The sequence below is a fragment of the Actinospica durhamensis genome, assembly GCF_018139695.1.
Classification (GTDB): domain Bacteria; phylum Actinomycetota; class Actinomycetes; order Streptomycetales; family Catenulisporaceae; genus Actinospica; species Actinospica durhamensis.
Genome location: NZ_JAGSOG010000018.1, coordinates 1 through 24,564 on the forward strand (window position 1 = coordinate 1; position 24,564 = coordinate 24,564).

Annotated in this window: 17 protein-coding genes; 4 read left to right on the plus strand and 13 right to left on the minus strand. The window is 72.9% G+C overall.

The annotated features are described in order from the left end of the window. Positions 1-1,236 (plus strand): NB-ARC domain-containing protein (locus KDL01_RS06275; RefSeq protein ID WP_246576034.1); only part of this gene is annotated, 1,236 nt, incomplete at its 5' end. A gap of 18 nt (positions 1,237-1,254) precedes the next feature. On the opposite strand, the gene KDL01_RS06280 is transcribed toward KDL01_RS06275, so the two are convergent. The 7 genes from KDL01_RS06280 to KDL01_RS06310 form a co-directional block, all read right to left on the minus strand. Beyond that, a complete protein-coding gene (locus tag KDL01_RS06280) occupies positions 1,255-2,499 on the minus strand; it encodes an MFS transporter (RefSeq protein WP_212527384.1) in 1,245 nt (414 codons plus the stop codon). A 75-nt stretch (positions 2,500-2,574) separates the two neighbouring features. Further along, positions 2,575-3,576: a 3-oxoacyl-ACP synthase III family protein gene (locus tag KDL01_RS06285; RefSeq protein ID WP_212527385.1), complete on the minus strand. Its 1,002-nt coding sequence runs from the start codon at positions 3,574-3,576 to the stop codon at positions 2,575-2,577. 47 nt (positions 3,577-3,623) lie between these two features. Continuing rightward, on the minus strand, positions 3,624-4,889 hold the full coding sequence (locus KDL01_RS06290; RefSeq protein ID WP_212527386.1) for an ATP-grasp domain-containing protein: 1,266 nt from the start codon (positions 4,887-4,889) through the stop codon (positions 3,624-3,626). After that, positions 4,879-6,909 (minus strand): acetyl/propionyl/methylcrotonyl-CoA carboxylase subunit alpha, encoded by a 2,031-nt coding sequence (locus KDL01_RS06295; protein WP_212527387.1) that lies wholly within the window; start codon positions 6,907-6,909, stop codon positions 4,879-4,881. Before KDL01_RS06295 ends, KDL01_RS06290 begins: the two co-directional genes overlap by 11 nt. A gap of 5 nt (positions 6,910-6,914) precedes the next feature. Next, positions 6,915-8,519, minus strand: coding sequence for a carboxyl transferase domain-containing protein (locus KDL01_RS06300; RefSeq protein ID WP_212527388.1), 1,605 nt, complete (start codon positions 8,517-8,519; stop codon positions 6,915-6,917). Between the two features lie 2 nt (positions 8,520-8,521). Further along, positions 8,522-9,733: an 8-amino-7-oxononanoate synthase family protein gene (locus KDL01_RS06305; protein ID WP_212527389.1), complete on the minus strand. Its 1,212-nt coding sequence runs from the start codon at positions 9,731-9,733 to the stop codon at positions 8,522-8,524. A gap of 39 nt (positions 9,734-9,772) precedes the next feature. Next, positions 9,773-10,657, minus strand: a complete 885-nt coding sequence (locus KDL01_RS06310) for a 3-hydroxybutyryl-CoA dehydrogenase (protein WP_212527435.1) — start codon at positions 10,655-10,657, stop codon at positions 9,773-9,775. Between the two features lie 268 nt (positions 10,658-10,925). Here KDL01_RS06310 and KDL01_RS06315 point away from each other — a divergent pair, with 268 nt between their 5' ends. After that, the gene (locus KDL01_RS06315; protein ID WP_212527390.1) at positions 10,926-15,200 is read left to right on the plus strand and encodes a hypothetical protein; all 4,275 of its coding nucleotides are present in this window, start codon (positions 10,926-10,928) and stop codon (positions 15,198-15,200) included. Here KDL01_RS06315 and KDL01_RS06320 read toward each other — a convergent pair. From KDL01_RS06320 to KDL01_RS06335, 4 genes are all read right to left on the minus strand, one after another. Next, entirely contained in the window at positions 15,184-15,525 is a 342-nt protein-coding gene (locus tag KDL01_RS06320; protein WP_212527391.1) for a hypothetical protein, read from the minus strand. The two genes, KDL01_RS06315 and KDL01_RS06320, sit on opposite strands and share 17 nt — an antisense overlap. 95 nt (positions 15,526-15,620) lie before the next feature. Then, positions 15,621-18,545, minus strand: coding sequence for a prenyltransferase/squalene oxidase repeat-containing protein (locus tag KDL01_RS06325; RefSeq protein WP_212527392.1), 2,925 nt, complete (start codon positions 18,543-18,545; stop codon positions 15,621-15,623). Positions 18,546-18,598: 53 nt separating this feature from the next. Then, positions 18,599-20,233 (minus strand): hypothetical protein, encoded by a 1,635-nt coding sequence (locus tag KDL01_RS06330; RefSeq protein ID WP_212527393.1) that lies wholly within the window; start codon positions 20,231-20,233, stop codon positions 18,599-18,601. Beyond that, positions 20,230-21,201 carry an L-histidine N(alpha)-methyltransferase gene (locus tag KDL01_RS06335; protein ID WP_212527394.1) on the minus strand — a complete coding sequence of 324 codons (972 nt, stop codon included), beginning with the start codon at positions 21,199-21,201 and terminating at the stop codon, positions 20,230-20,232. The genes KDL01_RS06330 and KDL01_RS06335 overlap by 4 nt, the downstream gene beginning before the upstream one ends. 267 nt (positions 21,202-21,468) lie before the next feature. Between KDL01_RS06335 and KDL01_RS06340 the strand changes: the two genes are divergently transcribed. Then, complete coding sequence (locus tag KDL01_RS06340; protein ID WP_212527395.1) at positions 21,469-22,179, plus strand: RBBP9/YdeN family alpha/beta hydrolase; 711 nt, start codon at positions 21,469-21,471, stop codon at positions 22,177-22,179. A 99-nt stretch (positions 22,180-22,278) separates the two neighbouring features. Beyond that, positions 22,279-23,115 (plus strand): class II glutamine amidotransferase, encoded by an 837-nt coding sequence (locus tag KDL01_RS06345; protein WP_212527396.1) that lies wholly within the window; start codon positions 22,279-22,281, stop codon positions 23,113-23,115. A gap of 35 nt (positions 23,116-23,150) precedes the next feature. Here the strand turns inward: KDL01_RS06345 and KDL01_RS06350 are convergent, their stop codons facing one another. Continuing rightward, positions 23,151-23,555 (minus strand): STAS domain-containing protein, encoded by a 405-nt coding sequence (locus KDL01_RS06350; protein WP_212527397.1) that lies wholly within the window; start codon positions 23,553-23,555, stop codon positions 23,151-23,153. A gap of 114 nt (positions 23,556-23,669) precedes the next feature. After that, complete coding sequence (locus tag KDL01_RS06355; protein ID WP_212527398.1) at positions 23,670-24,407, minus strand: GAF and ANTAR domain-containing protein; 738 nt, start codon at positions 24,405-24,407, stop codon at positions 23,670-23,672. Between the last annotated feature and the right edge of the window lie 157 nt (positions 24,408-24,564).

Genomic DNA, 24,564 nt, shown 5'->3' on the forward strand with positions numbered 1-24,564 from the left:
GTTCCCGCCCCCGTCCCGGCCGCACCGGCGCCGCCGCCCGCGTCGATCCCCGCGCCGACCCCGGCGCCGGAGCGCGGTCTACCGGTGCCGCGGCTGCTGCCGCCCGCGATCGCCGACTTCATCGGCCGGGACGAGACCCTCGGCTGGATCACCGACACCCTCGGACGCTCACGGGACGTCGCGGCGCCGGTGGTGCCGACGCTGGCCGTGTACGGGCGCGGTGGCTGCGGCAAGAGCACGCTGGCCGTGCACGCGGCGCACCGGCTGGCCCCGTACTATCCCGACGGCCAGCTCTTCGCCCGGCTCAGCCACGACGGCGTCGCCCTCGACCCGGCGATCGTGCTCGGCCGCTTCCTGCGGGTGCTCGGCGTGGTCGGGGCCGCGCTGCCGCCGGACACCGAGAGCCGCTCCGACCTGTTCCGACATCTGCTCGGCAGCCGCCGGATGCTCGTCGTGCTCGACGACACCGACTCGGAGCAGCAGGTGCTGCCGCTGCTGCCCGGGCACGGCGGCTGCGCGGTGCTGCTGACCGGCCGCACCCGCCCGACCTGGATCCCGGCGGCCTGGCGGCGCGAGCTGACCGGCTTCGACTCGAAGCAGGCCTCGACGATGCTGGCGCAGTACGTGGGGCAGGCCCGCACCACGGCCGAGCCCGAGGCCCTTTCCGACCTGCACCGGCTGACCGACGGGCTGCCGCTGGCGCTGCGCGCGGTCGGCTCCCGGCTCGCCGCGCGGCCGCACATCAGCCTACGGGCCATGGCGGAGCGGCTGCGCGACAACGTCCGGCTGCTCGACGAGCTCGAACACAGCGAGGTGAGCGTGCGCGCCTCGATCGCCGGGTCGTATCAGCACCTTTCCGAGGACGCCCGCAGGCTGCTGCGCCGGCTCGCGCTGATCACCGCGGACGGCTTCCCCTCGCACATCGGCGTGCCGCTGCTGCAGGTCGGGCAGCGCCAGGCCGAGGACCTGATGGGGGAACTGGCCGAGCACCACTTCGTGCGGATCGAGGTGGATCCGGTCGGCGGCTGCGCGACCTGCCGGTTCCGCGGCGCGAGCCGCAGCTTCGCGCTGGAACGGCTGATGGAGGATGACGATCCGCACGAGCGGGCCGCCGCCCTCGAACGCGTCGCCCGGTCCCGCTTCGAGGTGAACCGGATGCCGCTGCGGATCCCGGTGGCCGGGCTCGAGCTCGCCGGGCTCGAGCTGGCCGGGAACGGCGCCGTCGTCGGACACTGACACCGGGGATCAGACCCTTCAGACCCCCGGGCTCGGCTGCGGCTCCACCACGCCCGGCTGCGGCACGGCGCGATGTTCCAGTTCGCGCTGTGCCCAGCGGGCGGTGGGCGGCACGGCGAGCCCGGTCAGCGCGAAGCCGATGCCGACGATCCACCAGCCGGGGCGGCCCAGGTCGATGCACAGCGCGATGAGCACGCTCGGGCCGATGGTGATGCCGAGGCCGAGGCCCATGCCGAACAGGCCCTGGTACTGGCCGACCGCGTCGTCCGGGGCGAGCGCGAAGGAGAGTTCGAATCCGCCCGCGGCCTGCCACATCTCGCCGAAGGTGTGCACGGCCACGGCCGCGAGCAGCACCACGAGCACCAGCCAGCCGGGGGCGCCGGAGACCAGCGAGACCGCGACGCAGGAGAGCAGGAAGGCGAAGCCGGCCCGGCGGAACGCGGCCGCGCCGGCCGGAACCGAGTCGATGCGCCGGCTCGCGCGCACCTGGAGGCAGACCACGATCGCGGTGTTGAGCAGCATCACCGCGGACACCGACCAGCGCGGCGCCGTGGTGCGTTCGAGCAGCCACAGCGGCACCGCGACGGTCAGCACCCGGTACTGCACCGCCATCAGGCCGTCCAGCACGGTGAGGGCGACGTAGGGCCGGTCGCGCAGCGCGATCCAGCGCGGCCCGGGCCGGGCCAGGCGCGGCGGCACGCTCGGCATCAGCGCCGCGGTCACCGCGCCGATGCCGTAGGAGACCGCGCTGGCCGCGATCACCAGCACGTACGCGTCCTGGGTGTCGCGCTCCACCGCCCAGGCCGCGACCAGGGCGCCGACCGCGATGCCCAGGTTCGTCACGGCCCTGAGATAGCTGCGGAACTCGGCCGGGCGCTCGCCGCCGTACTTGGCCACCAGCGGACCGCGCGCGGCCGGGCCTGCGGACTGGGCGACGGCGCTGACCGTGGCGCACAGCAGGAACGGCCAGAACGCCCGGCTCAGACACAGCCCGGCCATGGCCAGGCCGCCGAGCAGCAGGGTGACGCTGTAGACGCCGCGGGCGCCGAGCCGGTCGGCCAGGTGGCCGATCGGGACGCCCGCGGCCAGCGAGACCGCGCCGGCCGCACTCATGCCGAGGCCGACCTCGGCCGCGGGCAGGTGCAGCCCCTGGGTCAGGTAGAGCACACCCGCGGTCAGGTAGATGCCGTAGCCCAGCATGGTCAGCAGCGTCGCGGCCGCAAGCAGCCGCCGGGCCGCGCCCTCGGGAAGCCAGGCCGTCACGGCCGCCACCCCCTCCCCCGCGCCGTCGGGCGCGGGCCTCGTTCACCGTGGACCTGAATCAGATCCCTGTTCAGGTTATCGCTCGAGCAGCGCGAGGCCGCAGTTCATCCCGCCGCCGAATCCGGCCAGCAGCACCGATTCCCCGGCGCCGATCGCCTCGGCCCGCCAGGCCTCGTCCAGCGCGATCGGGATGGAGGCGGCGCCGGTGTTGCCGTAGTGCTCGACGTTCAGGTGCATCCGGGTGTCCGGCAGCTCGAGCAGGTCGGCCAGCTCCCGCAGCATCACGCCGTTCGCCTGGTGCGGGACCAGGTGGCGCAGCTCCTCGGGGCGCAGCCTGGCCTCGTCCAGCAGCCCGTGTACGAGCTTGGGCACCTGGGCCGCGACGAACTCGCGCACGCCGCGCCCGTCCATCCGGAAGTAGTGCCCGCCCTCGCGCACCGTGCCCTCCGAGGCCGGCCGCCGGCTGCCGCCGGCCTCCACCCCGATCAGCCCGTGCTCCGCGCCGAATCCGCGCAGCCGCCCGGCGTACAGGCCGCGGCCGCGCGGCGCCGGGCCCAGCACGACCGCCCCGGCGCCGTCGCCGAACAGGATCGCGGTCTTGCGGTCCTGATAGTCCAGGATGCGCGAGTAGACGTCCGCGCCGATCACCAGCGCGAGGCCGTCCGCGGCGGCCGAGCGCAGCAGCCCGCCGGCCATGGCGAGCGCGTAGACGAAGCCGCTGCACACCGCGTTGACGTCGACCGCGGCGGCCTGGTCGGCGCCGAGCAGGTGCTGCACGAAGCTGGCGGTGGCCGGCTGCGGCTGGTCGGGGGTGGAGGTGGCCACGACGATGGTGGTGAGCTCGTGCGCGCTCACCCCGGCCGCGGCAAGGGCGCGCCGGCCGGCCTCGGCCGCGAGATCGGAGGTGGCCTGGTCGGGGGCGGCCCGGTGCCGGGCCCGGATGCCGGTCTTGCGTTCGATCCACTGCGCGTCCACGCCGGCCGGGCCGGCGATCTCCGTGTTGGACACCACCCGCGCCGGCAGGTAGGAGCCGGTGCCGAGGATGCCGATGGGCTGCTGCTGTGCGATCGCGGTCATGACTGCTGTCCGTCCTTGGGGGAAGCGGGCGTCGCGGCGCCCGGGCGTCAGTCGGTGTCGGGCGCGTCCGGCTCCACGGTGAACCGGACCGCCTCGACCAGTTCGCGCGCCAGCTTCTCGGCCGCCGCGGAATCCTGGGCGCCGACCACCAGGAGGCCGGCGCGGTCGCTCGACTTGCGCAGCGGGCCGAGGGTGGCGCCCGGCCGCGCGGAGAGCTCGGAGTAGATCACCGCCGGGTGGGCCGCGACCTCGTCCCAGCCCTCGATCCGCACCAGGCGGCCGGGCGGCGGGGTGAGGTAGCGCACCGCCGCGCCGCGCTGCGCGACGAACTCCTTCGGACCCTGATAGCGGCCGAGCATGTCCTGGAACACGGTGCCGTAGAGCTCGAGGCCGGGGAAGGCGTACTCGAGCATGCGGTGGATCCAGTCGCCGCCGTAGCGGCCGTGCACCTCGCCGAGCACGACCGCCTCGTCGGTGAGCCACAGCTCCACGTGGAAGGCGCCGACGCGCAGGCCGAGCGTGCGCAGCGCGGAGGTGACGGTCTCGCGCACCCGCGCCTCGTCGGTCTCGGACAGCCCCGCGGGCAGGGTGTGGCCGATCTCGACGAAGTAGGGCGGCTCGGCCTTGTCCTTCGCGGTCACGGCGAAGACGCGCGGCTCCCCGTCCAGGAACACGCCCTCCACACTGAATTCCGGCCCTGAGACGAACTGCTCGATCAGGAAGCGGTCGGGCTCGGGCAGCTCGCCCACCGCCTCGGCCAGCAGCGCCGCGTCCCGCACCAGGCTCACCCCGATGCTGCCCATGGCGTCGCGCGGCTTGATCACCCAGGGTCCGGCGAACTCGGCCGCGAACGCCAGCGCTTCGTCGGTGTCCGTACACAGCCGGACCCGCGGCTGGACGAATCCGGCCTCGGCCAGCGCGTTGCGGCACAGGTCCTTGGTGCGGATCCGGCGCACCGCGTCCGGCGGGTTCCCGGCCACGCCGAGCTCCTCGGCCGCCTCGGCCACCGCCACCTGCGCCATCTCCTGCAGCGCGAAGACGAGGTCGAAGCCGCGCCCGCGCCAGGCCTGCCGGGCCGCCCAGGCACGGGTGGCCGCCGGGTCGGCGAACTCCACCGCGGAGACCGCGTCGGCCGCGTCGATCACCGTCGGGGTGGCCGCCAGCGCGGCGGCCGGCCCGGTCACGTGGGTGGCCAGGCCGTGCGCGGCGGCCTGGGCGAGCGCGTCGCCCACCATGCCCACGCTCAGGCTCACCGCCCGGGCGCCGCCCACCAGCAGCAGCGTCGGGGTGTCCGATTCCGTGTCAGTTCCCATGGTCCGTCCGTTCGTTCTCGAGTTGAGCGGCTGCGATCGGTGCGCCGGCGTGGTCCTCGACGAGATCGTCTCCGGCGGGTTCGAGGACGGCGAGTACCTGCCCGGCCGCCACCGCGTCGTGCAGGGCGGCGCCGAGCGAGGCGATCACCGACCTGGCCGGGGCGACCAGGCGGTGCTCCATCTTCATCGCCTCGAGCACCAGCACGGTCTCCCCGGCCTCCACCACGTCCCCGGCCGCGTGCGGCAGGGCGACCACGGTGCCGGGCAGGGTCGACCGCAGCACATTATCCGTGTTCTGATCATTCTCCAGGCCGTACACGTGCTCGGCCAGGGCGATCCGGTACCCGTCCACGGCGAGTTCGTATCCCTCGCCGGTGCGCAGGCCGAACCAGGTGTGCGGGCCGACGCGGCCGTGCCAGAGCCGGCCGCGGGCGGCGCCGGAGACATCGAAGGGCACTTCGTCCACCGCGACCACGAGTCCGCGGCCGGAGCGGGAGAGCAGCCGGGCCACCCGCTCCCGCTCGCCGCGGCGCACCGCGATCCGGCCCAGCGGCGCGGCCGGGTCGAGCGCGGCGCGGTCCAACGGGCCGAGGCCGCCGAACCAGGGCGAGTCGGGGTACGGGCCGCCCAGCCCGGCCATGGCCGCGGCGCAGGCCACCGCGGCCTCCTCCGGCTCGGCCGCGCCGTCCGCGACCACCCGGTCCACCAGGTGCGTGTCCATCCGGCCGGCCCGCACCCGCGGCTCGTCCAGCAGCCGGGCCAGGAAGCCCACGTTCGTGGTCAGCCCGAGCACGGCGGTGGCGCCGAGCGCGGCGCGCAGCCGGCGCAGGGCGGTGGCGCGGTCCGGGCCGTGCGCGATCAGCTTGGCCACGAGCGGGTCGTAGTGCTCCGGCGCCGCGCCCGCGTCCTCGAAGGCCGCCTCCACCCGGACCGACTCCGGCCAGCGCGCCAGCAGCGCCCGGCCCGGCGCCGGACGGAAGCCCGCGGCCGGGTCCTCGGCGTAGACACGGCATTCGACCGCATGGCCGGTGGCCGAGATCTCCTCCTGGGCCAGCGGCAGCGGCTCGCCCGCGGCCACCCGCAGCTGCCACTCCACCAGGTCGAGGCCGGTGATCTCCTCGGTCACCGGGTGCTCGACCTGCAGGCGGGTGTTGACCTCGAGGAAGTAGAAGTCGCCGGCCGGGCCGAGGATGAACTCGAATGTACCTGCATTGACGTACTTCAGCGCCTCGGCGCCGCGCACGGCCGCATCCAGCAGCGCCGCCCGCACCGTCGGGTCGAGTCCGGCCGCCGGGGCCTCCTCCACGATCTTCTGGTGCCGCCGCTGCAGCGAGCAGTCCCGCTCGAACAGGTGCACCACCGCGCCGTGCACGTCCCCGAACACCTGGACCTCGATGTGCCGCGGCCGGGCCACGTAGCGCTCGGCCAGCACCCGGCCGTCGCCGAACGCGGCCCGGCCGAGCCGGATCGCCTCGGCCGCCGCGTCGGCCAGCTCGGCCTCCTCGTGCACGACCCGCATGCCCTTGCCGCCGCCGCCCGCCGTGGGCTTGAGGATCAGCGGGTAGCCGATCCGCCGCGCGTCGGCCAGCAGCGCGTCCACCGACTCGGTGGCCTCGGCCGAGCCCGGCAGCACCGGCACCCCGGCCGCGGCCATCAGGGCCCTTGCGGTGGACTTGTCGCCCATCGCGGCGATCGTCTCCGGCCGCGGCCCGACGAAGGTGAGCCCGGCCGCGAGCACCCGTTCGGCGAAGCGGGGGTTCTCGGAGAGGAATCCGTAGCCCGGGTGCACCGCGTCGCAGCCGTGCCGCACCGCCGCGTCCACCAGGGCGTCGATGTTCAGGTAGCTCTCGGCCGCCGGGGCCGGGCCGATCGGGGCCCGGGCGAAGGCGCCGAACAGGTGCTCGGCCTCGGTGTCGGCCTCGGAGTGCACGGCCACGTACTCGACGCCGAGCCGGGCACACGTGCGGGCGATCCGCCGGGCGATCTCGCCGCGGTTCGCGATCAGGACTCGCTTGAGCATCGCCATCACATCCTGAACACGCCGAACTGCGTGTCCTGTCTCGGGGAGGTCGCGGCCATCGCCAGCGCGAGGGTGAGCCAGGACCGGGTGTCGACCGGGTCGATCACCGCGTCCACCCACAGCCGCGCGGCGAAGTACACCGGGCGGGACTGCTCGTCGTAGGCCTCGATGATCGGGCGGCGGATCGACTCCTCCTCCTCGGCCGACAGTTCGAGGCCCTGCTTGGCCAGCTGCTCGGCCCGCAGCAGCGCCATCACCGTCGCGGTCTGCTCCGCGCCGACCACGGTGGACTTCGCGCTCGGCCACATCGCCATCAGCGTCGGGCCAAGCGGGCGGCCGCACATGGCGAAGTTGCCCGCGCCGAAACTGCCGCCGACCACGAGGCTGAACTTGGGCACCCGGGCCGTGGCCACCGCGTTGACCAGCTTCGCGCCGTGCTTGGCGATGCCCTCGGCCTCGTACTGCGCGCCCACCATGAACCCGTTGATGTTGTGCAGGAACAGCAGCGGGATGTCGCGCTGGACGCAGAGCTCGATGAAGTTGGCCGCCTTCAGCGCGCTCTCGGAGAAGAGCACCCCGTCGTTGATCAGCACGCCGACCGGATAGCCGCCGATGTGCCCGGTGCCGCAGACCAGGGTCGTGCCGTAGCGCGCCCGGTACTCCGCCAGCTCGCTGCCGTCGAGCAGCCGGGCCAGGATCTCCCTGGCCGGGATCGGCTCGCGCAGGCCGGCGCTGACGATCCCGGCCAGCTCGGCCGGGTCGTACTTCGGCGGGCTCGGCTCGCGCGGCGGCTCGGCCAGCCGCGGCCCCGGGTTGCGCGCCACGATCTCGCGCACCAGGGCCAGGGCGTGCTCGTCGTCGAGGGCGTAGTGGTCGGCCACCGCGGACACCCGGGTGTGCAGGTCGGCGCCGCCGAGCGTCTCGGCGTCCACCACCTCGCCGGTGGCCGCCTTGACCAGCTGCGGGCCGCCGAGGAAGACGGTGCCGTTGCCGCGCACGATGACGGTCTCGTCGCACATGGTCGGGATGTACGCCCCGCCCGCCGTGCACGAGCCCATCACGGCGGCGATCTGGGTCAGCCCGAGCGCCGACATCTCGGCGATGTTGCGGAAGATGGTGCCGAGCGTGTTCGGGCCGGGGAAGATCTCGGCCTGCAGCGGCAGGTACACCCCGCCGGAGTCGACCAGGTAGATGCAGGGCAGCCCGTTCTGCCGGGCGATCTCCTGGGCGCGCAACTGTTTCTGCACCCCCAGCGGGAAGTACGAGCCGCCCTTGACCGTGGCGTCGTTGGCGAACACCATCACCAGGCGCCCGGCCACCACGCCGATCCCGGTCACCAGCGCGGCCGAGGGCACCGGCTGCTCGTACACCTCGTGCGCGGCCAGCTGCCCCACCTCGAGGAAGGCCGAGCCGGGGTCGAGCAGCAGCGCGAGGCGCTGACGGGCCGTGAGCTTCCCGCGCTCGGCGTGCCGCCGGTGCGAGCGCTCGTCGCCGCCGGCCAGGGCGGCGCCGCGGGCCTCGGCCACCGAGCGGCGGCGCTCGTCGAAGTCGGCGAGATTGCGCCGGAAGGCCTCCGAGCGCGGGTCGATGTACGTACTGAGCGCGGCCACGGTCAGTCGAGCTCCGCCCGCAGCTTCGCCAGCAGCAGGCAGAAGCGCTCGATGTCGGCCGTCTCCATGTTCGCGCGCATCATCAGCCGCAGCCCGGCCTTGCCGCGCCCGATCACCGGGAAGAAGATCGGCGAGGTGTAGAAGCCCTCCTGGTAGAGCGCCTCGGCCAGCTTCACCGTGAGCGTCTCGTCGCCCAGGTTCACGTGCCGGATGGGCAGCCCGTCGCCGTGCTGCTCGGTCTCGATGTGGCTGTCGAAGAGCGCGATGTTGCGCTGCAGCCGCTGCTGCAGTTCGGTCAGCTCCGCCGTGCGGTGCAGCTCCACCGAGGCCAGCACGGCGCCGAGCCCGGCGGTGTTGATGCGCTGGGACCACATGATCGGGCCGCCGTTGCGGATCGCCACCGTGCGCCGCCGCTGCGAGCCGCGCGGGCCCAGGAAGACCGCGCCGCCAGACGCGCCGAAGCCCTTGTTGAGCGAGGTGATGATGAGCGTCTGGTCGTTGATCTCGCCCATCTCGCTGAGCACCACGCCGCGGCCGAACTCGCCGACCGTGGAGACGCCGTGGGCCTCGTCGAAGAACAGGAACAGGCCGTACTTCTCCTGCAGCCGCAGCAGTTCCTTGACCGGGGCCTGGCCGCCGGTGCTGTAGACGCCGTCGGCGACGTAGGCCACCCGCTTGTGCGTCTTGCAGAGCTCTTCCAGGGCCTCGACGTCGTTGTGCCGGACCGTGGTCAGCTCGGCCTCGTCCGCGACGGAGGGCTTCATGGCGTTGAGGCAGAAGTGCGCGGTGCGGTCGAAGACCATCAGCGGCGGCTCGTTGTCGGTGAACAGGCCCGAGGCCACCAGCGGCAGCGCGGCCCAGGCGGCCGCGGCGCAGGAGGCGACGGTGACCACCTCCGCGTTGAAGAGCTCGGACATCGCCTCCTCGGCGTCGAGCAGCGAGGTGAAGCGCACCCGCATGCGCGAGGTCGAGGTGTTGAGCGCGCCCTCGGCCAGCACCGCGTCCGCGGCGGCCCGCACCAGCCGGGGGTGGGTGTCGAGGCCGAGGTAGGAGTAGGAGGACATGTTCAGGAACTCACGGCCGGTCTCGACGGAGCGGTGCCGCCCGCCGCCGAGGCCCTTGACGATCACGTCGAACAGGCCGGCCTTTTCGGTCACGTCCCAGAACACGTCGCTGATCTCGGCGGACTTCTTCACGTTCAGGTATTCGTGCACGGCGGGTCCTCACGGATGAGATGGGGTAGGCGGAGTGGATCAGGCATGGGAGTAGAAGCCGCGCCCGGTCTTGCGGCCGAGCAGTCCGGCCTCGACCATCCGCAGCAGCAGCGCCGGCGCGGCGTACTGCGGCTGCTTGAACTCGGCGTGCAGGGACTCGGCGATGGCCACCACCACGTCGAGCCCGATCAGGTCGGACAGCCGCAGCGGCCCCATCGGGTGGGCGCAGCCGAGCTCCATGGCCTGGTCGATCTCGGCGGCGGTGGACGGGCCGGACTCGACCATCCGCACCGCGGCGAGCAGGTACGGGATCAGCAGGGCATTGACGATGAACCCGCTGCTGTCGGCGGCCCGCACGCAGGTCTTGCCGAGCACGGTGTCGACGAAGGTCTGCACCTCGTCGACCACCTCGGGGGCACTGAGCAGCGTCGGCACGATCTCGACCAGCGGGAGCACGCCGACCGGGTTGAAGAAGTGCACGCCGAGAACCCGCGCGCCCCGGGTGGTGGCGCCGGCCAGCCGGGTGATGGAGATGGACGAGGTGGTGGAGGCCAGGATCGCGGACGGCGCGGTGGCCTTGTCCAGGGCGGTGAACAGCTCGAGCTTGACCGCCTCGTCCTCCGGCCCGGCCTCAATCACCAGGTCGCGGTCGGACAGGTCGGCCAGGTCCATGCCGACCGTGATCCGGGCCAGCGCGGCGTCTCGGGCGCCGGCCTCGATCCGGCCCTTAGCCACCTGCCGCTCGAGCGAGGCCGCGATCCGCCGCGGCGCCGCGGTCAGCGAGGACTCGCGGGAGACGGACAGGCGCACGTCGAGACCGCGCAGCGCGCACAGCTCCGCGATCCCCGCGCCCATCGTGCCGGAACCCACCACCCCGATCCGGGTGATGGCGCTCTGGTCGACGGAATCGGTGTCGACGGACATGGTCGGTTCCCCCAATCCGGGCGAGGACGTCGCGGCGAGTGCCGCGACCACGTCGAAGTCCACCAGCCGGCCCCATCCGCCGGACCTCGCCCCGACTTCGCCCGGTGATGGCGGCCCATCGCGGCGTGATGGGGCGCTGATGCGGCGGATGGGAACCGGAAATGGAAATCAGAGGACTCATTCCGCGTGGCGCGCTCCGCCCGCCCGGCCGGCTGCGCCATGATGAGGCCCGAGCGCCGTACGGCGAAGGATCCCGAAGGGAGCGGGCATGCCGGATTCACCGCCTCCGGCCGGGCCGGGGGAACTGGTCTGCGTCGTGCTCGACGACGTCCCCGGGTTCGACCCGCTGGAGAAGGCCGCCGAGCGGGTCGCGGCCGCGATCCCGCGGCTCGACCGGCTCGGCTTCGCGACGCAGGGTACCGATCTGCGCGGCGGCGGCCGGTCCGCCGACGTGCTGGGCCGGCTCGAGGCCTGGACGCCGCGGCCGGGCCGGCCGCTGCTGCTCTACTGGACCGGGCACGGCGTGCTGCACCGCGAGCAGCTGCTGCTGGTGTGCCGGGACTCGCCGCGCGAGCCGGGCGCGGAGACGGCCGCCGTGGTGCGCGCGGACATGCTGGGCGCGCTGCTCGCGGCCAAGCGGGTCGAGCAGATCATCGTGTTCGTCGACACCTACCGCGAGGGCGGCGGCATCGACGAGCTGATCAGGGGTTACCGGGAGAAGCGCGAGAGCCTGCCGACGGCCGTGGCCAAGCAGATGAGCCTGGCCGTGCTCGGTACGGCGCAGCGCGACGAGCAGGCCGCGCAGGGCGCCTTCGCCGACGCGCTGATCCGCTTCGTGGACGGCCCGCACACCGGATCCGCCGAGTTGGAACGCTCCCGGCGGCTGACCGTCGACCAGTTCTCCGAGGCGCTGCAGCAGATCCTCGACGACACCACCGAGCGCCGCCAGACGCTGGAGCGGCTCTCCAGCGGGGTGGGCGAGCCGACGCTGGACAACCCGTACTACAAGCCGCACCTGCCCGACTTCCCCACCCAGCTGCGCGCGGGCCGGCGCCCGATCATCGACCGCGAGCTGTCCGAGCACTTCATGCTGAAGTTCCGGGGCATCGAGGTGCTCGGCGACCGCGGCTGGTACTTCTCCGGCCGCCGCCGCACGCTCGAGGAGATCACCGCCTGGCTCGGCCGGCCGCAGCACGGGCTCTTCGTGCTGACCGGGCCGCCCGGCTGCGGCAAGTCGGCGGTGCTGGGCCGGCTCGCCGTGCTCTCCGACCCGCGCTCGCGCCGGCTGGCCGAGGAGGCCGGCGCGCTGGCCCGGCCGACCGGGGCGGGCCGGGGGCCGCTGGACGTCGGACTGCACATCAGGGGCCTGACGCTCGCCGAGTGCGTCGCGGGCATCGCCGCCGGGCTCGGCGTCATGGCCGAGGACGCGCGCGAACTGTGCCAGGCGGTCGCGGCCCGCTCCAGTGCCCTGCAACGGCAGCTGGTGGTGATGGTCGACGCCCTCGACGAGGCGAAGCCGGCCGACCGCCTGGCCATCGCGGCGGACCTGCTGCGCCCGCTCGCCGAGATCGGCCACGCCAAGGTGCTGGTCGGGGTGCGCGCGGAGGCCCAGCCCGACGGCAGCGGCGCGGCCTCGGCGGTGGCCGTGCTCGAACCCGGCGCCGACCGGGTGTGGCGGCTGGAGCGCGACGATCCGGACGGCGAGTCGGACATCGCGGCGTACATCAGGTACCGGCTGATGGACCACGCCGACTCGCCGTACGCGCGGCTGCGGCGGACCGACGCGGCGCAGCAGGCCGGGCTGGTGCTCGCGCGCCGCGCGGACGGGATCTTCCTGCTGGCGCGGGCGTTCTGCCAGGTGCTCGAGCACCAGCCGGAGATTCCCGACCTCGCCACCGCGGACAGCCAGGAGCTCTTCTCCCAGGACGTCAACCGGGTCTTCGCCGCGGACCTCGCTCGCTTCGGGTCCGAGGAGGCCCTGGTGCGCGACGTGCTGGTCCCGCTCGCCTGGGCCGAGGGCAAGGGCCTGCCCGCGCCGCTGTGGGCGGCGCTGATAGGCACGATGCGCGCGGACGGCCCCGCGCTCCCGGCGGAGGGCATGCGCGCACTGATCGAGAAGGCTTCGGCCTACCTGATCGAGTCCAGCGAGGACGAGCAGCCCGTCTACCGGCTCTACGCCGAGCAGTTCGCCCGGTTCCTGCGCTCCGGGACCGACGCCGTCGCGGCGCAGAGCGCGATGACCGAGACCCTGCTCGCGTCCTTCCAGGAGAACGGCGTGCGGGTCTGGGAGCGCGCGAATCCGTACGTCCGGCGCCATCTGGCCGCGCATGCCGCCGCGGCCGGGATGCTGCGCACGCTGGTGGCCGATCCGCACTTCCTGGGGTACGCCGATCCGGACGGGCTGCGCGCGGTGATCGGCGAGGTCGATCCGCAGCACGAGGACTTCGCCCGCCTGTTCGGCCGGGTCGCCCACCGTATGCGTGCCCTGACGACGCGGGACCGGCTGGCGCTGCTGCAGGAGAGCGCCAGCCGGGACGAGCCCGAGCTGCTCCCCCGGCTGAACCTGACCGGCCTGGTCTGGCGCGGGCTCGGCAGCACCTCGGTGCCCACGCCGTTCCACCGGGTGCTCGGCGGGAGCGGGCTGGTGCCGTCCCTGGTCGGGTTCCTGCGGGCGGACGAGCGCCCGCTCGTGGCGAGCTATGACGGCGCGACGGTGAACGTGTGGGACCCGGCGAACGGCGAGCGGCTGCAGACCCTGGGCCGGATCCACGCCACCGGCGGCGTCGCCGCGTTCGGCACCGTGCGCACGCACGAGGACCTCGGGGCGGCGGGCTCGCGCGTGGCCCCGGTGCTGGCCTACGTCCTCGGCGCGCAGATCATGTTCGTCGACGTGCTCACCGGCGCGAGCGCCCGGCCGCCGCTGCGGGTGGGCGAGGGCGTCTCAGTGCTCGGATTCGCCCGGATCGGCGAGCGCGAGGTGCTGGCCGTCGCGCAGGCCGAGAAGGTACTGATACTCGCCTGGCGGGACGGCGCCCGGATCCGCACCCTCGAGACCGGCCGGGTCGGCGCCCTGGCCTGGTCCGCGCGCGGGGCCGAGGCGTACCTGGCCACCGCCGACCAGTCCGGCGTCACGCTGTGGGATCCGGCGTCCGGCGAGCCGCGGCACCGGGTGGGAGCCGCGCACGAGATCAGCGCCCTGACCATCGCGGTCGCCGCCGACGGCCCGGTCCTCGCCTTCGACGGGCCGCGCTCGGGTATCGGGCTCTGGCACGCCGCACGCGGCGAGAGCGAGCTGGCCGGACACACCGAGCAGGTCAGCTCCCTGACACTGCTGGCGCTCGGCTCCGCCCTGCTGCTGGCCTCCGGGGCGGCGGATGGCACGACCAGGCTGTGGGACCCGGTCTCCGGCAGCTCCCTGGTGCTGCAGGAGCGGGCCGAGGCGGTGACCGCGGTGTCCCTGGCCGCGATCGACGAGCGTCCGGTGCTGGCCACCGCCGCCGCCAAGGACCGGGACGTGCGGCTGTGGGACCCCGCGCCCGAGCCGGTCGGCTCGGCCCTGGGACACAGCTCCCTGCGCACCCCGGCCAAGACCGCGCGCACGGTCGCGTTCAACGACAACCGCGACGAGCCGTCCGTGGTCGTGGGCACCGAGTCCGGCACGCTCGAACTGTGCCGGCTCGACGGCAGGAGGCTGCTGGCCTGGGAGCTGCCCGGCCGCGTCGCGAGTGCGGCGGCGCACGGCGCGTCCGCGGCCGCCGGGCTGGTGGGCGGGCGCATCGCGGTCTGCCACCGCGGCTCCCAGAACACCCGCGTCTTCGACGCGCACCGCGGCGTCGTCGACGCTCTGGTCTTCCTGCCGAACGGAGTCCTGGCCAGCGGCGGGGCCGACGGAACGGTGAAGTTCTGGGCGCCGGGCACCCTGGAGCCGGCCGGACGGCCGCTGCGGCCCGAGGAGACCGGGGGTTCCGGCGGATCCGGTATCACGGCTCTGGCCTGCGCCGAGACCACCGCCGGGGTGCTGCTCGCGTGCACCTCGGCGACCGCCACCAGCGTGTACACGGTGCCCGGGCGCGAGCGGCTGTGCGAGGTCCCGCGCACGCGCGGCACCCGCCCGACCGCGTGCGCGATCGCCGAGATCGCCGTTCCCGGCCCATCGGATCAGGGAGCTGTCATACCGGCCGCGCAGGGCGTCTCGACCGTGCTGGCCGTCGGCGACGAGGCGGGCGGGCTGCGCCTGTTCGACGCGGCCACCGGCACGCTGCTGCGTCGCCTGGTCGGGCATACCGAGCGGGTGCACCACGTCGCGCTCGGCCGGCTCGGCGGGCGCGACGTGCTTGCCTCGGCCGCCCGCGACGGCACGGTGCGGCTGTGGGACCCGGTCGACGGCGCCTGCCTCGACGTGTGGACCGAGCGCGCGCAGTGGCTGCGCGCGGCCACGTTCCGGTTCCACCGGGACCGGCTGCTGCGCGGGCTGGTGCTGGGCAGCGCCGCGCACTTCGCCCAGGCCGAGCGCGCCCCGGACGGGCTCAGATCCCCGGAATGAGCAGGATCGCGAGCACGCTCAGCGCGCCGCTGACGATCAGCGAGATCCGGTAGCGCCAGCGCACCGAGGCAGCGTGCGCCTCGTGCACCTGGCGCTTCTCGTCGGGGGTGAGGCTGCCGTCGATGACGAGCGAGGCCTCCTTCTCCACCGCCTCGGTCAGGTGCGCCGCGTAGGCGAGGAAGATCGCCACGACCACCCACACCGCCGAGTCCACCATGATCTCGCTGTGCGACGCGTTCGAGCCGCCCTCGATCGACGTCAGAAGGTTGATGCCCGCGCCCGCGGTGAGGCCGGACAGGAAGTTGAGCAGCGATACCGGGATCATGGCCACCCGTTTACGGAGTCGGTCGAGGACGGGGGAAGGAAGAACGCTGCGACCACACTAGCCAGGCCGCCGGGCCGTGCGGAAGTACGCCTCGATTACCCGGACAGCGGCGGAAGACAGCGGTCGTAGGCGCCGCCGAGGACGCGCACGCCGAGTTCGTCGAGCGCGTTCACGAGGTCGAGCGTGATCGGCCCCAGCTCTATCATCCGCTCCAGGTCGTCGAGTTCCCGGTCGTACTGGGCGTACCGCTCCAGCTGCTCGCCCAGCGGGTTGTGCTCGCCCGGCCGGTTCTTCGTGGCCCGCTTCACGCTGCGCAGTGCGGTGCGCCGGCCGGCCATGTCGTCCTGGATCGTGGCGCGGATCGTGGTGACGGCGCGGCGGACCTTGTGCGCCACCTCCGCGGAGACCTCGGGCTCGGAGGCCTCGGGCACGCCCGGCTCCTCGGCGTTCTCCGGGCTCTGCGTCGGACCGGGAGTCGGCCCCGGCTCGGACGTCTCGGCGCCCGACTCGGACGCGCTGTCCGGCGGGCCGTCGATGAACTCGCGGTAGAGCTTGTCCAGCTCCGTGGTCGCCAGGTTCCAGACGCACTCGGCCACCTGCCAGGCGGTGAAGGGCAGCTCGGTGCTCTCCACCGTGCCCTGTATCGCCATGTGCTCGGTCCGGCGCGGGGCCCAGGTGTCCCGGCTGCTGATCCAGGCCAGCAGTTCGGACAGCTTGTCGTAGGCCTTGGCCCGGTCCTCGCCGCCGCTGCTCTGCAGCAGGATCGCCTCGATGATCAGCCCGTAGTCGACCGGAGCGCGGGTGACGTCGGTCTGCTTCTCCATCTCCGCCAGCATCGAGGAGTAGGCCACCCTGATCCGCTGGTCGTAGCGCCCGGGCCGGCCCTGCTTGAGCAGCGCCGTGAGGCACATGGCGTTCGTCATGACCTTGGTGTTCCAGTCGCCGGTCCCACTCGACCAGTCCATCGCCCGCCCGCCGCCGGGCTCGTGCCAGCTCACCAGCCACTCCACGGCCTTATCGGCCAGCGGGCTGTTGGCCTTGCCCACCGCGCACAGCCCGAGCAGCAGCCGCGCGGTCATCCACGGGATCCGCTCCGGATAGAAGCACCCGTCCACGCGCCAGGCCTCTTCGGCGGCGTCGTAGAGCATCTCGACCCGCTCGTCGTGGAAGACCGGGTCCGCGCCCTCCAGGCACAGCAGCACGCCCAGCATCCAGGTGCGGTGCAGCTTCGGCAGCTCGATCCGCTCGGCCCGCATCTCCTCGCGCCACTGCCGGTCCCCGCCGGCCGCGGCCCGCTGCTCGTCCTCGACCTTCATCCGCTTCTTGAGGTGCTCGAAGTCCGCCGCCTCGGCCGAGGGCCGGTCCCCGCGCCAGCGCGGCATCGGCGAGGCCTGATAGTCCCAGCGGTCGCGCACCCGCTGCGCGCACTCGTCCGCGGCCCGGGTCAGGCCGAGCCGGTAGAGCGCGGTGGCCGCGAACGCGGCGCAGGCGGCGTTGTCGCCCCACTCCGGGTCCTGCTCGGCCCGGTGCACCAGCAGGTCGATCATGTGCCGCTGGGTGCTCCAGACCTTGGCGACCAGCTGGCCCACCTCGCCCGAGCCCTGCCGGGTCAGGTTGATCAGGTCGAGCCGGTCGAGCTGGGCCCGGTAGAGCCGGTCGCCGATCTCGTCGAGCTGGTTGGAGGCCCGCACCGCCGGATGCTGCAGGGGATGGTCCGGATCGTCCTTCCAGTGCTGGTGGAAGTAGCGGGCCACCTCGCGCGCCACCGACCGGCTGCCGACCCGGTAACTGGTGTCCCAGCGCTCGATCAGCTCGCCGAACGGGCACGCGTGCGCCACGTACTTGCGCCGCAGCCACGCCGGGATCTCCATGTCGAAGCTGCCCAGGCACGCGAACTCGTACAGGCACGCGCGCAACTCCGGCGTGAGCTCCCCGTCCAGCTTGAACTTCTTCGCCGTGTATTCGGTGAACGCGGCGTCCGTGGGTATCTCGCCGCACTCCTTGAAATAGTCGAGCGCCAGGCTCGCCAGCGTGATGTCCTGCCCGTCCCCGGTCATCCGCCGGAACGCGTCCATCCGGTCCGGACTCACCCCGGCGCGCTCGGCCCACACGTCCACCACCCGGTGCGGCTCGGTCTGCACGTGCATCGCCCGGCCCAGGAACTTCAGCTTCTCCCGGGTCGCGTTCAGCTCCACCCAGCCGTTGGCCAGCACCGAGATGCGCAGGCCCTTGCCCCGCAACGCGTCCACGAGCCCGAACACGGCCTTGGCCGTACTCAGGCTCGCATGGATGTTCTCGACCACCAGCAGATACCACCCGGCCTCCGGGGCCGGGAGCGTGAGCAGCGCCGAGAGCACCGACTCGGGGCCGTCGTCGGTGTCCATCAGGTCCAGGTCGATCCGCTGGATCTTCTCGTCCCGCCCGCACCGGTACGCCATCAGCGCCGTCTGCCCCGACTTGCCCGAACCGGTGCGCCCGTCGATCAACACCGAACGGCCGTCGCGCAGCCGCTGCTCGATGGCGTTGGCCTTCGAATGCGCGATGATGACCGAGTCAGGGCCGTTCTGCTGCTGCCCGCGCGGGCGCGGCGAGGCCTCCACGTCCTCGAACCGCGGCAGCCCGTTGCCGATCTTGTGGTGCGCCCAGTGGTACCCGTTCACCCCGTGCTCCGAGGCGGCCCGCACCAGGTAGCAGCCGAGCAGGTCCAGCGCCCAGTAGGTGCGCTCGGCGCCGTTGCCCGCGGCCGGCTCGGCCTCGGCTTCGGCCTCGGCGGCCTCGCGGGCCTCGTCGATCACGGAGACGGGCACGCTCGCGCTGAGCTCGAACCCGTCGGAACCGAGCAGGGTCACGCGCACCGTGCCGGCGCCCGCGGACCGCAGGTCGTAGACGAGTTCGGACTCCCAGTACTCGGCCGGATAGCTGTTCTCCTGCAGCCGCTTCTCGCGCTGGACCTTCACCTCCTGAATGAAGATCTGCGCCGAGCGGGGCGTGGAGTTTGTCGGAGACGTGGGCGCGTCCACCTTTCGCCAGCGTGTGTCGGATTCTCAGCAGCGGCGCGTCGGGCCGGGGGTACTCACACGGCTTCGAACACCGGCCTCGCTTCGTTATTCTCCCGCTTGCGGGCGATGACGCGCAGGTACTTGGTGGACTGCAGTTCGCCCTGCAGCCGCTCGCTCGGCGTGCACTGCATGATCTCGAAGCCGGCCGCGTTGAAGAGCCCTACCACCTCCTGCTTGCCGCCGAGATCGGTGCTGGTGATGCGCCGCGCGTACTCGCGCGCGTCGTCGCAGATCGCGTCGATGCTCGACCGCAGCTGAGGCTTCCACCGCCGGGCGATCCCCCGGGCCCGCATGGTGAACTCGGTGATCTCGTCGAGTCCGTCGCCGGGCTGGTCCTCGGGGTGCAGCCGCACCGTGGTGACCACATGGCCTCCCGGCGCCAGCAGGTCCGCCCACCGGTTGAGCACCACCGACGCGTCGATGTCGTCGAACCGGGTGAGGAACGCGTCGGTGACGATCAGGTGGTAGCCGTCGACCTCGCTGCACAGCGTCTTGACCGTGGACTCCTTGCGGATGTCCGCCTCGTGCGTGCCGATCTGGAACGGCACCACGTGGTTGGCGTACCAGCGGCAGGCGAGCAGCGGCGTGGGGCAGATGTCGAGCACGTCGATCCGCGGATCGGGGCGCCGGTCGGTGGCCTCGTGCCGGCTGCGCTGCCAGGCCTCGATGACGAACGCCAGCATCGAGTAGTCCGCCGTGCCGGTGATCAGGATCCGCGGCCGCTCCCCGGAGCCGTCGGGCTCCTGCGAGGTCCCGGCCCCGGCCGCGCCGGCCGGCTTGCTGCGCCAGGCGTGCTCGTCCAGCAGGCGCATCAGCTCATTGCGGAAGAAGTCCGCATGCCAGCCGGGATTGGAGACCATGCCGAACAGCCGCAGATACTGCCAGGCACCGTGGTACCAGCTGCAGTTGCGCCCGCTGTAGTTGTCCGCGCACGCCACCGGCGCTATCGCGGCCATCTGCTCGGCGCTCTCCAGCAGCGGGTCGGTGAGCGAGCGGGCCGGGGTCACGTCCAGCCGCTCGGAGGCGTGCTCCCACAGGTCGCGCCACATCACGCCGGCGTCGTGCACGTCGGTGTCGCGTCCGCTCACCGTCCAGACCGGCGCGCCGTCCTCGGTCGGCTCCTGGGACATCACGGCGTCCTCGTCCACGATCCAGACCAGGCTCACCGGGATCTTCGTGGTGCTCTCCGACCCGAGTCCGGCCAGCTGCACGCACTTGGAGTGGATGCCGATGCTGGCGTCCTCGTCCACCTGACGGTTGACCAGATCCGGTTGCAGGCCTCCGGGAGGGACCAGGTAGACCCTCTCCACCCGGCAGTCGGTCTCCACCAGGCTGCGCGAGAGGGCCTGGGCCAGGCTCACGATGCCGGCCTGGTCGCGTTCGAACCGCCAGCGGCGCGCGGCTCCGGGCCGGCGCGAGACCGGCAGGGTGGCCGCGGACAGCGGCATGATCTGCTGGACCAGCCGGCGCACCTCGGTGGCCACCTGGCGTACGAGCTCGGTGGCCGCCGTGTCCGGCACCCGCACGATCTCCTGGTCGGCGCCGTCGAAATTGGCCCGGTGCACGGTCAGGGCCCAGCGAGCGGCCCGCAGCGCGAACGAGGCCACGGCCTCGGAGTCCGCCGCGGTGCTCACGTCGGAGGAACTCATGGTGTGTCAACCCCTCGAAGATTCCGACACCGGGCGACCAGGGCCATGTGGGCATCGCCCTCGTCCGTCGCCCAGTGCGTGACCCCCCAGCCGGTCGGCGAGGAGAGCAGGGACAGCGCCTCTTCCGGAAGGAAGCGGATGGAGGTGAAGCAGCGTACGGTGGTGCCCGGATCGGTCTGCGCCTCTCCGATCACGGTGCGCCCCACCAGGCGCAGCGTGAGCCGGGGATTCGTCTGCGCGCACGCGGCCGCGCGCAGCGGTTCCAGCACGGCGTCGGTGAAGGCCTCGGTCCGATACGGATCGAGTATGGCGTCCTCGCCGCTGTCCGATCGGTACAGCGTAAGGCTCGCCAACAGCGTGTCACCCGCGCGCAGACTCAACGCCAGGTTTCGCAAGGCCTGCCCGGGGTCGGCGAGGTTGCCGAGCATGTGGCCCAGGACGCAGGCGAGCACCGGCTGCGTGCCGTGCCGCCAGGCCTCGATCCGCGTGGTGGGCCCGCTCTCCATGTCCCAGTGCGCCGTGCTCACGTCGAGGTCGGGCCGGGACTCGGCGAGCCGCTCGGCGGCCAGCCCGAGGAGGGTGGAGCTGAAGTCCAGACCGAGGTAGCGCCGCCGCCGGGCGAGTCCGGGCAGCAGCTGGTCGGCCGTGTCGAACAGGGCCGTGGTGTGGGTGCCGTTGCCCGGGCCGATCTCGACGATCTGCTCCGGCAGGAACTGCGGCCTGGCCCGGCGCAGGGTGGCCACCTCGTGCCGCGCGTCGCCGATCACCGAGGCGTAGCCGGTGGTGCGGGCCAGGGTGTCGTGGGTGAACGCCGCGCTTCCGGCGTACGCGTATTTGAGCGGAAGAAAGCCCCGGCGTACGTGTTCGAGTATCTGTTCGAGATGACTCGGGTGCTCGAGCCACTGGTTCAGTGTATTCGATCTCTGTATTCGATCATCATGCCCCCGGCGCAGGTGTCGGGTTATCATGGTGCCGTCGGTCGGATATGCCAATGCCGCCCCCTACATATCACCTCTGCGACGTGGCGTCCCCCCACATCTGCCAGGGTGCAACGCCTGGTCTCTGGTCGCAGCGTAGCCTCAAGCAGGAGGTCCGCATAGAGGTCACCGATCGCGAGCTGATAACTTTCCCCACGCCGGAGTGCGCCATGGCGGCTCGTCGGCGTCGCGCGTGACCCCGTGTACGACAGGTGTGAGTGCGGTCGGATGAACCGTCTCGGCAGTGAAGGAACACACGTGAGTTCCGTGATGAAGTCATATGATCTCAGCTTTCTCATTCTCCACGGCTGGCAGAACCGTCGGCCGCCCGGTCATTGGCAGTACTGGTTGGCCGGGGAACTGGCCAACTCGGGATACCCGGTGGAATATCCGCAGCTGCCCGAACCGGATCACCCGGAACTCGAGGACTGGACGGCCGCGATCGTGAAGGCGGCCGGCCGTCTCGAGACCCGGGAACGGGTCGTCGTGTGCCACAGCCTCGGCTGCCTCGCCTGGCTGCACGCCACCACGCTTCTCGACGCGGCCGGACTCCCGGCGCTCTCGCCGCCCGGGACCGGCGGCGACGCGGGGTACCGGGTGGTGCTCGTCGCCCCGCCCGGGCGCACGTTCCTGCGCGAGACCAGCGAGATCGCGCGGTTCGCACCGGAGATGTGGCCGAAAACCCCGAACTCCTCGGGTCCGTCCGCGATCGAGACCCTGCTGGTCCGCTCCGACGGCGACCCGTACTGTCCGGTATCCGAAGACCTCGCGCTCCCCCGCGTCCCCGGCCTGCGGACCAGGGTCGTGCCAGGCCAGGGGCACTTCGACATGAACGCCGGGTACGGCAGTTGGCCGGGGATGCTGGCCTGGTGCACCGGGCGGTCCGAGATCGTCGCACGCCGCGGCGAGGCGGACGGGGCAGCCGAGGCGGACGGGGCGCTGCAGGCGGCGGCCGCGCAGGCGCTCTGAGCGGCACGATGTGCGGGGACGGCGCCGAGGTCGCGTGCCGGCGCGCACGGGGGCAGAGTGGGTGGTAGCTCCTGGTCCCTCCCCGGCGAGGAGGCAGCCGTGTGTCGCTGGCTCGCGTACTCCGGTTCCCCCATCCTGCTCTCGCACGTCCTCTACACGCCGATGCACTCGATGATCGACCAGAGTCTGCACTCGAAGCTCGGCGCCGAGACCACCAACGGCGACGGTTTCGGGATCGGTTGGTACGACGGCTCGCCGACCTCGACGCCAGGGCTCTTCCGCAGCACCGAGCCGGCTTGGAACGACCAGAATCTGCGCGAGATCACCGCGCACGTCACCGCTCCGCTGTTCTTCGCGCACCTGCGCGCCGCGATCGGCTCGGCCGTGCAGCAGACCAACTGCCATCCGTTCCGGCACGGCGACTGGCTGTGGATGCACAACGGGTTCATCGACGGGTTCGCCAAGGTCAAGCGCGACCTGATGTTCGCCATGGACGCCTCGCTCTTCCCCACGATCGCGGGCACGACCGACTCCGAGGCGCTGTTCTACACCGCGCTCACCTTCGGGCTGGAACAGGACCCGCCCGCCGCCGTCGCGCGCACGGTCGGGCTGGTGGAACGGCTCGGCCGGGCCCACGGCATCGCCGACCCGTTCCAGGGCACCATCGCCACCACCGACGGCACGACGCTGTGGGTGTTCCGGTACTCGAGCGGCGACAAGAGCAGGTCGCTGTTCATCACCCACGCCCTCCCGCAGATCAGGAAGCTGTATCCGGACCGGGAGATCCTGCGCGAGGCCTCCGACGAGACGCGCCTTGTGGTGTCCGAACCCATCGGCGACCTGCCCGGCGCGTGGGCCGAGATGCCCGAGTCCAGCTACGCGGTCGTGCGCGAGGGCGAGGACCTGTTCAGGCACTTCGCGCCGGTGCCCGCCTGACGGGTCCGCGGATCGTGTGGCGAGATGACCCGGCGTCAGGTGCGCAGTGCGGCGCGTCCGCGCGTCACCGCCTCGGTCAGGTCCGCGCACAGCCGGAACAGCACGTCGAGGCCGGTCAGCCCGAGCACCCGGTCGACCGCCGGGGACGGGACGACCAGCAGGCCGGATCCGGCCGCCGCGGCGGCGCGTTGCGCCTCCAGCAGGGCGTGCGCGGCGGCGGAGTCGAAGAACGCGATGCCGCTCAGGTCCGCGACCAGCGCCCGGCCGGGGCGGCGGGCCGCGGTGAGGGCGGCGCCGAGCTGCTCCGCGCTGGCCAGGTCGACGTCGCCGGACACGCTCACCACGTCGGCGTCCGCGAACGCGGCGACGGTCAGGGCGAGGGCGGGCGGTGAGTGCAGCGGGGCGGTTTGATAGGCGAGGGTGGGCGCCGGCTTGGGCATGGTCGTCTCCCGGACGTGCATGAAGGGTGCCCGAGCCGACTTTTTGACTCGCCGCGGCCCGCACGGCCGCGCGGGAGCAGGATAGCGGCCCGGGATGCCTGACGGTCCGTCGGTTCACTCCCGCGGCAGATCCCGCAGGGCGATGCCGGCCGGATCGGTGCCGGTGCGCGCCACGTACGCGGCCACCCGCCACAACTTCACGTTCAGATCCTGCGACACCCGGGACAGCCGCTCGAACGCCTCCGCCGCGAGGATCCGGTGACGCTCCATCAGGATGCCGGTGGCCTCGCCGACCGCCTGCCGGCTGGCCAGCGCCGCCGCCGCGTTCTCGGCAAGCCGGGCGTTGGCGAAGGTGAGCGAGGAGTAGAGCGCGAACAGGGCCGCGCGTTCCACCGCGGCGGCGTCGAAGGCCTCGGCCTGCTTCGCGTGCAGGTTCAGCGCCACCTTGCCGCCGCCCTGCAGCGGGAGGCTGCACACCACCATGCTCTGGATGCCGAGTCGGGAGGCGGCCGAGGCGAAGCGGGGCCAGCGCCGTTCCCGCGCCATGTCCTCGACGGTGATGATCTCCCGACCGCGCGCGGACGCGGCGGCCAGGCCAGGGCCCTCCCGGTAGTGCGACTGCGCCTGGTCCAGCAGGAGCACCTCGGCGTCGGTGTAGGCGCGGATGCGGATGCCGTCGGCATGCGTGACGGTGGCCAGACCCGCCATGGCGCGGCCGTCGACGACGTCGGCGGCCGCGTGCACGATCTGCTCTCCGGCCGCCTGCATCGTGGCGCATCCCGCGACGGCCTCGGCCATCGACGCGAGCCGCGCCACCAGGCCCGCGCGGCCCGCCATGTCCTGCTCCGTCATCCTCACTCCGCGTGTTCGCTCGCGTACTGTGCCCAGCATGCGCCCGCGGCGGCCGCGGGGAAACAACCGACCGGGACGTTCACCCGAAAGAGGAGGCCCCCCGACCGGGCCCGGCGGGGCCGCGGACGCATGGAAAGCGGCTGGTCGGGTAATCGCG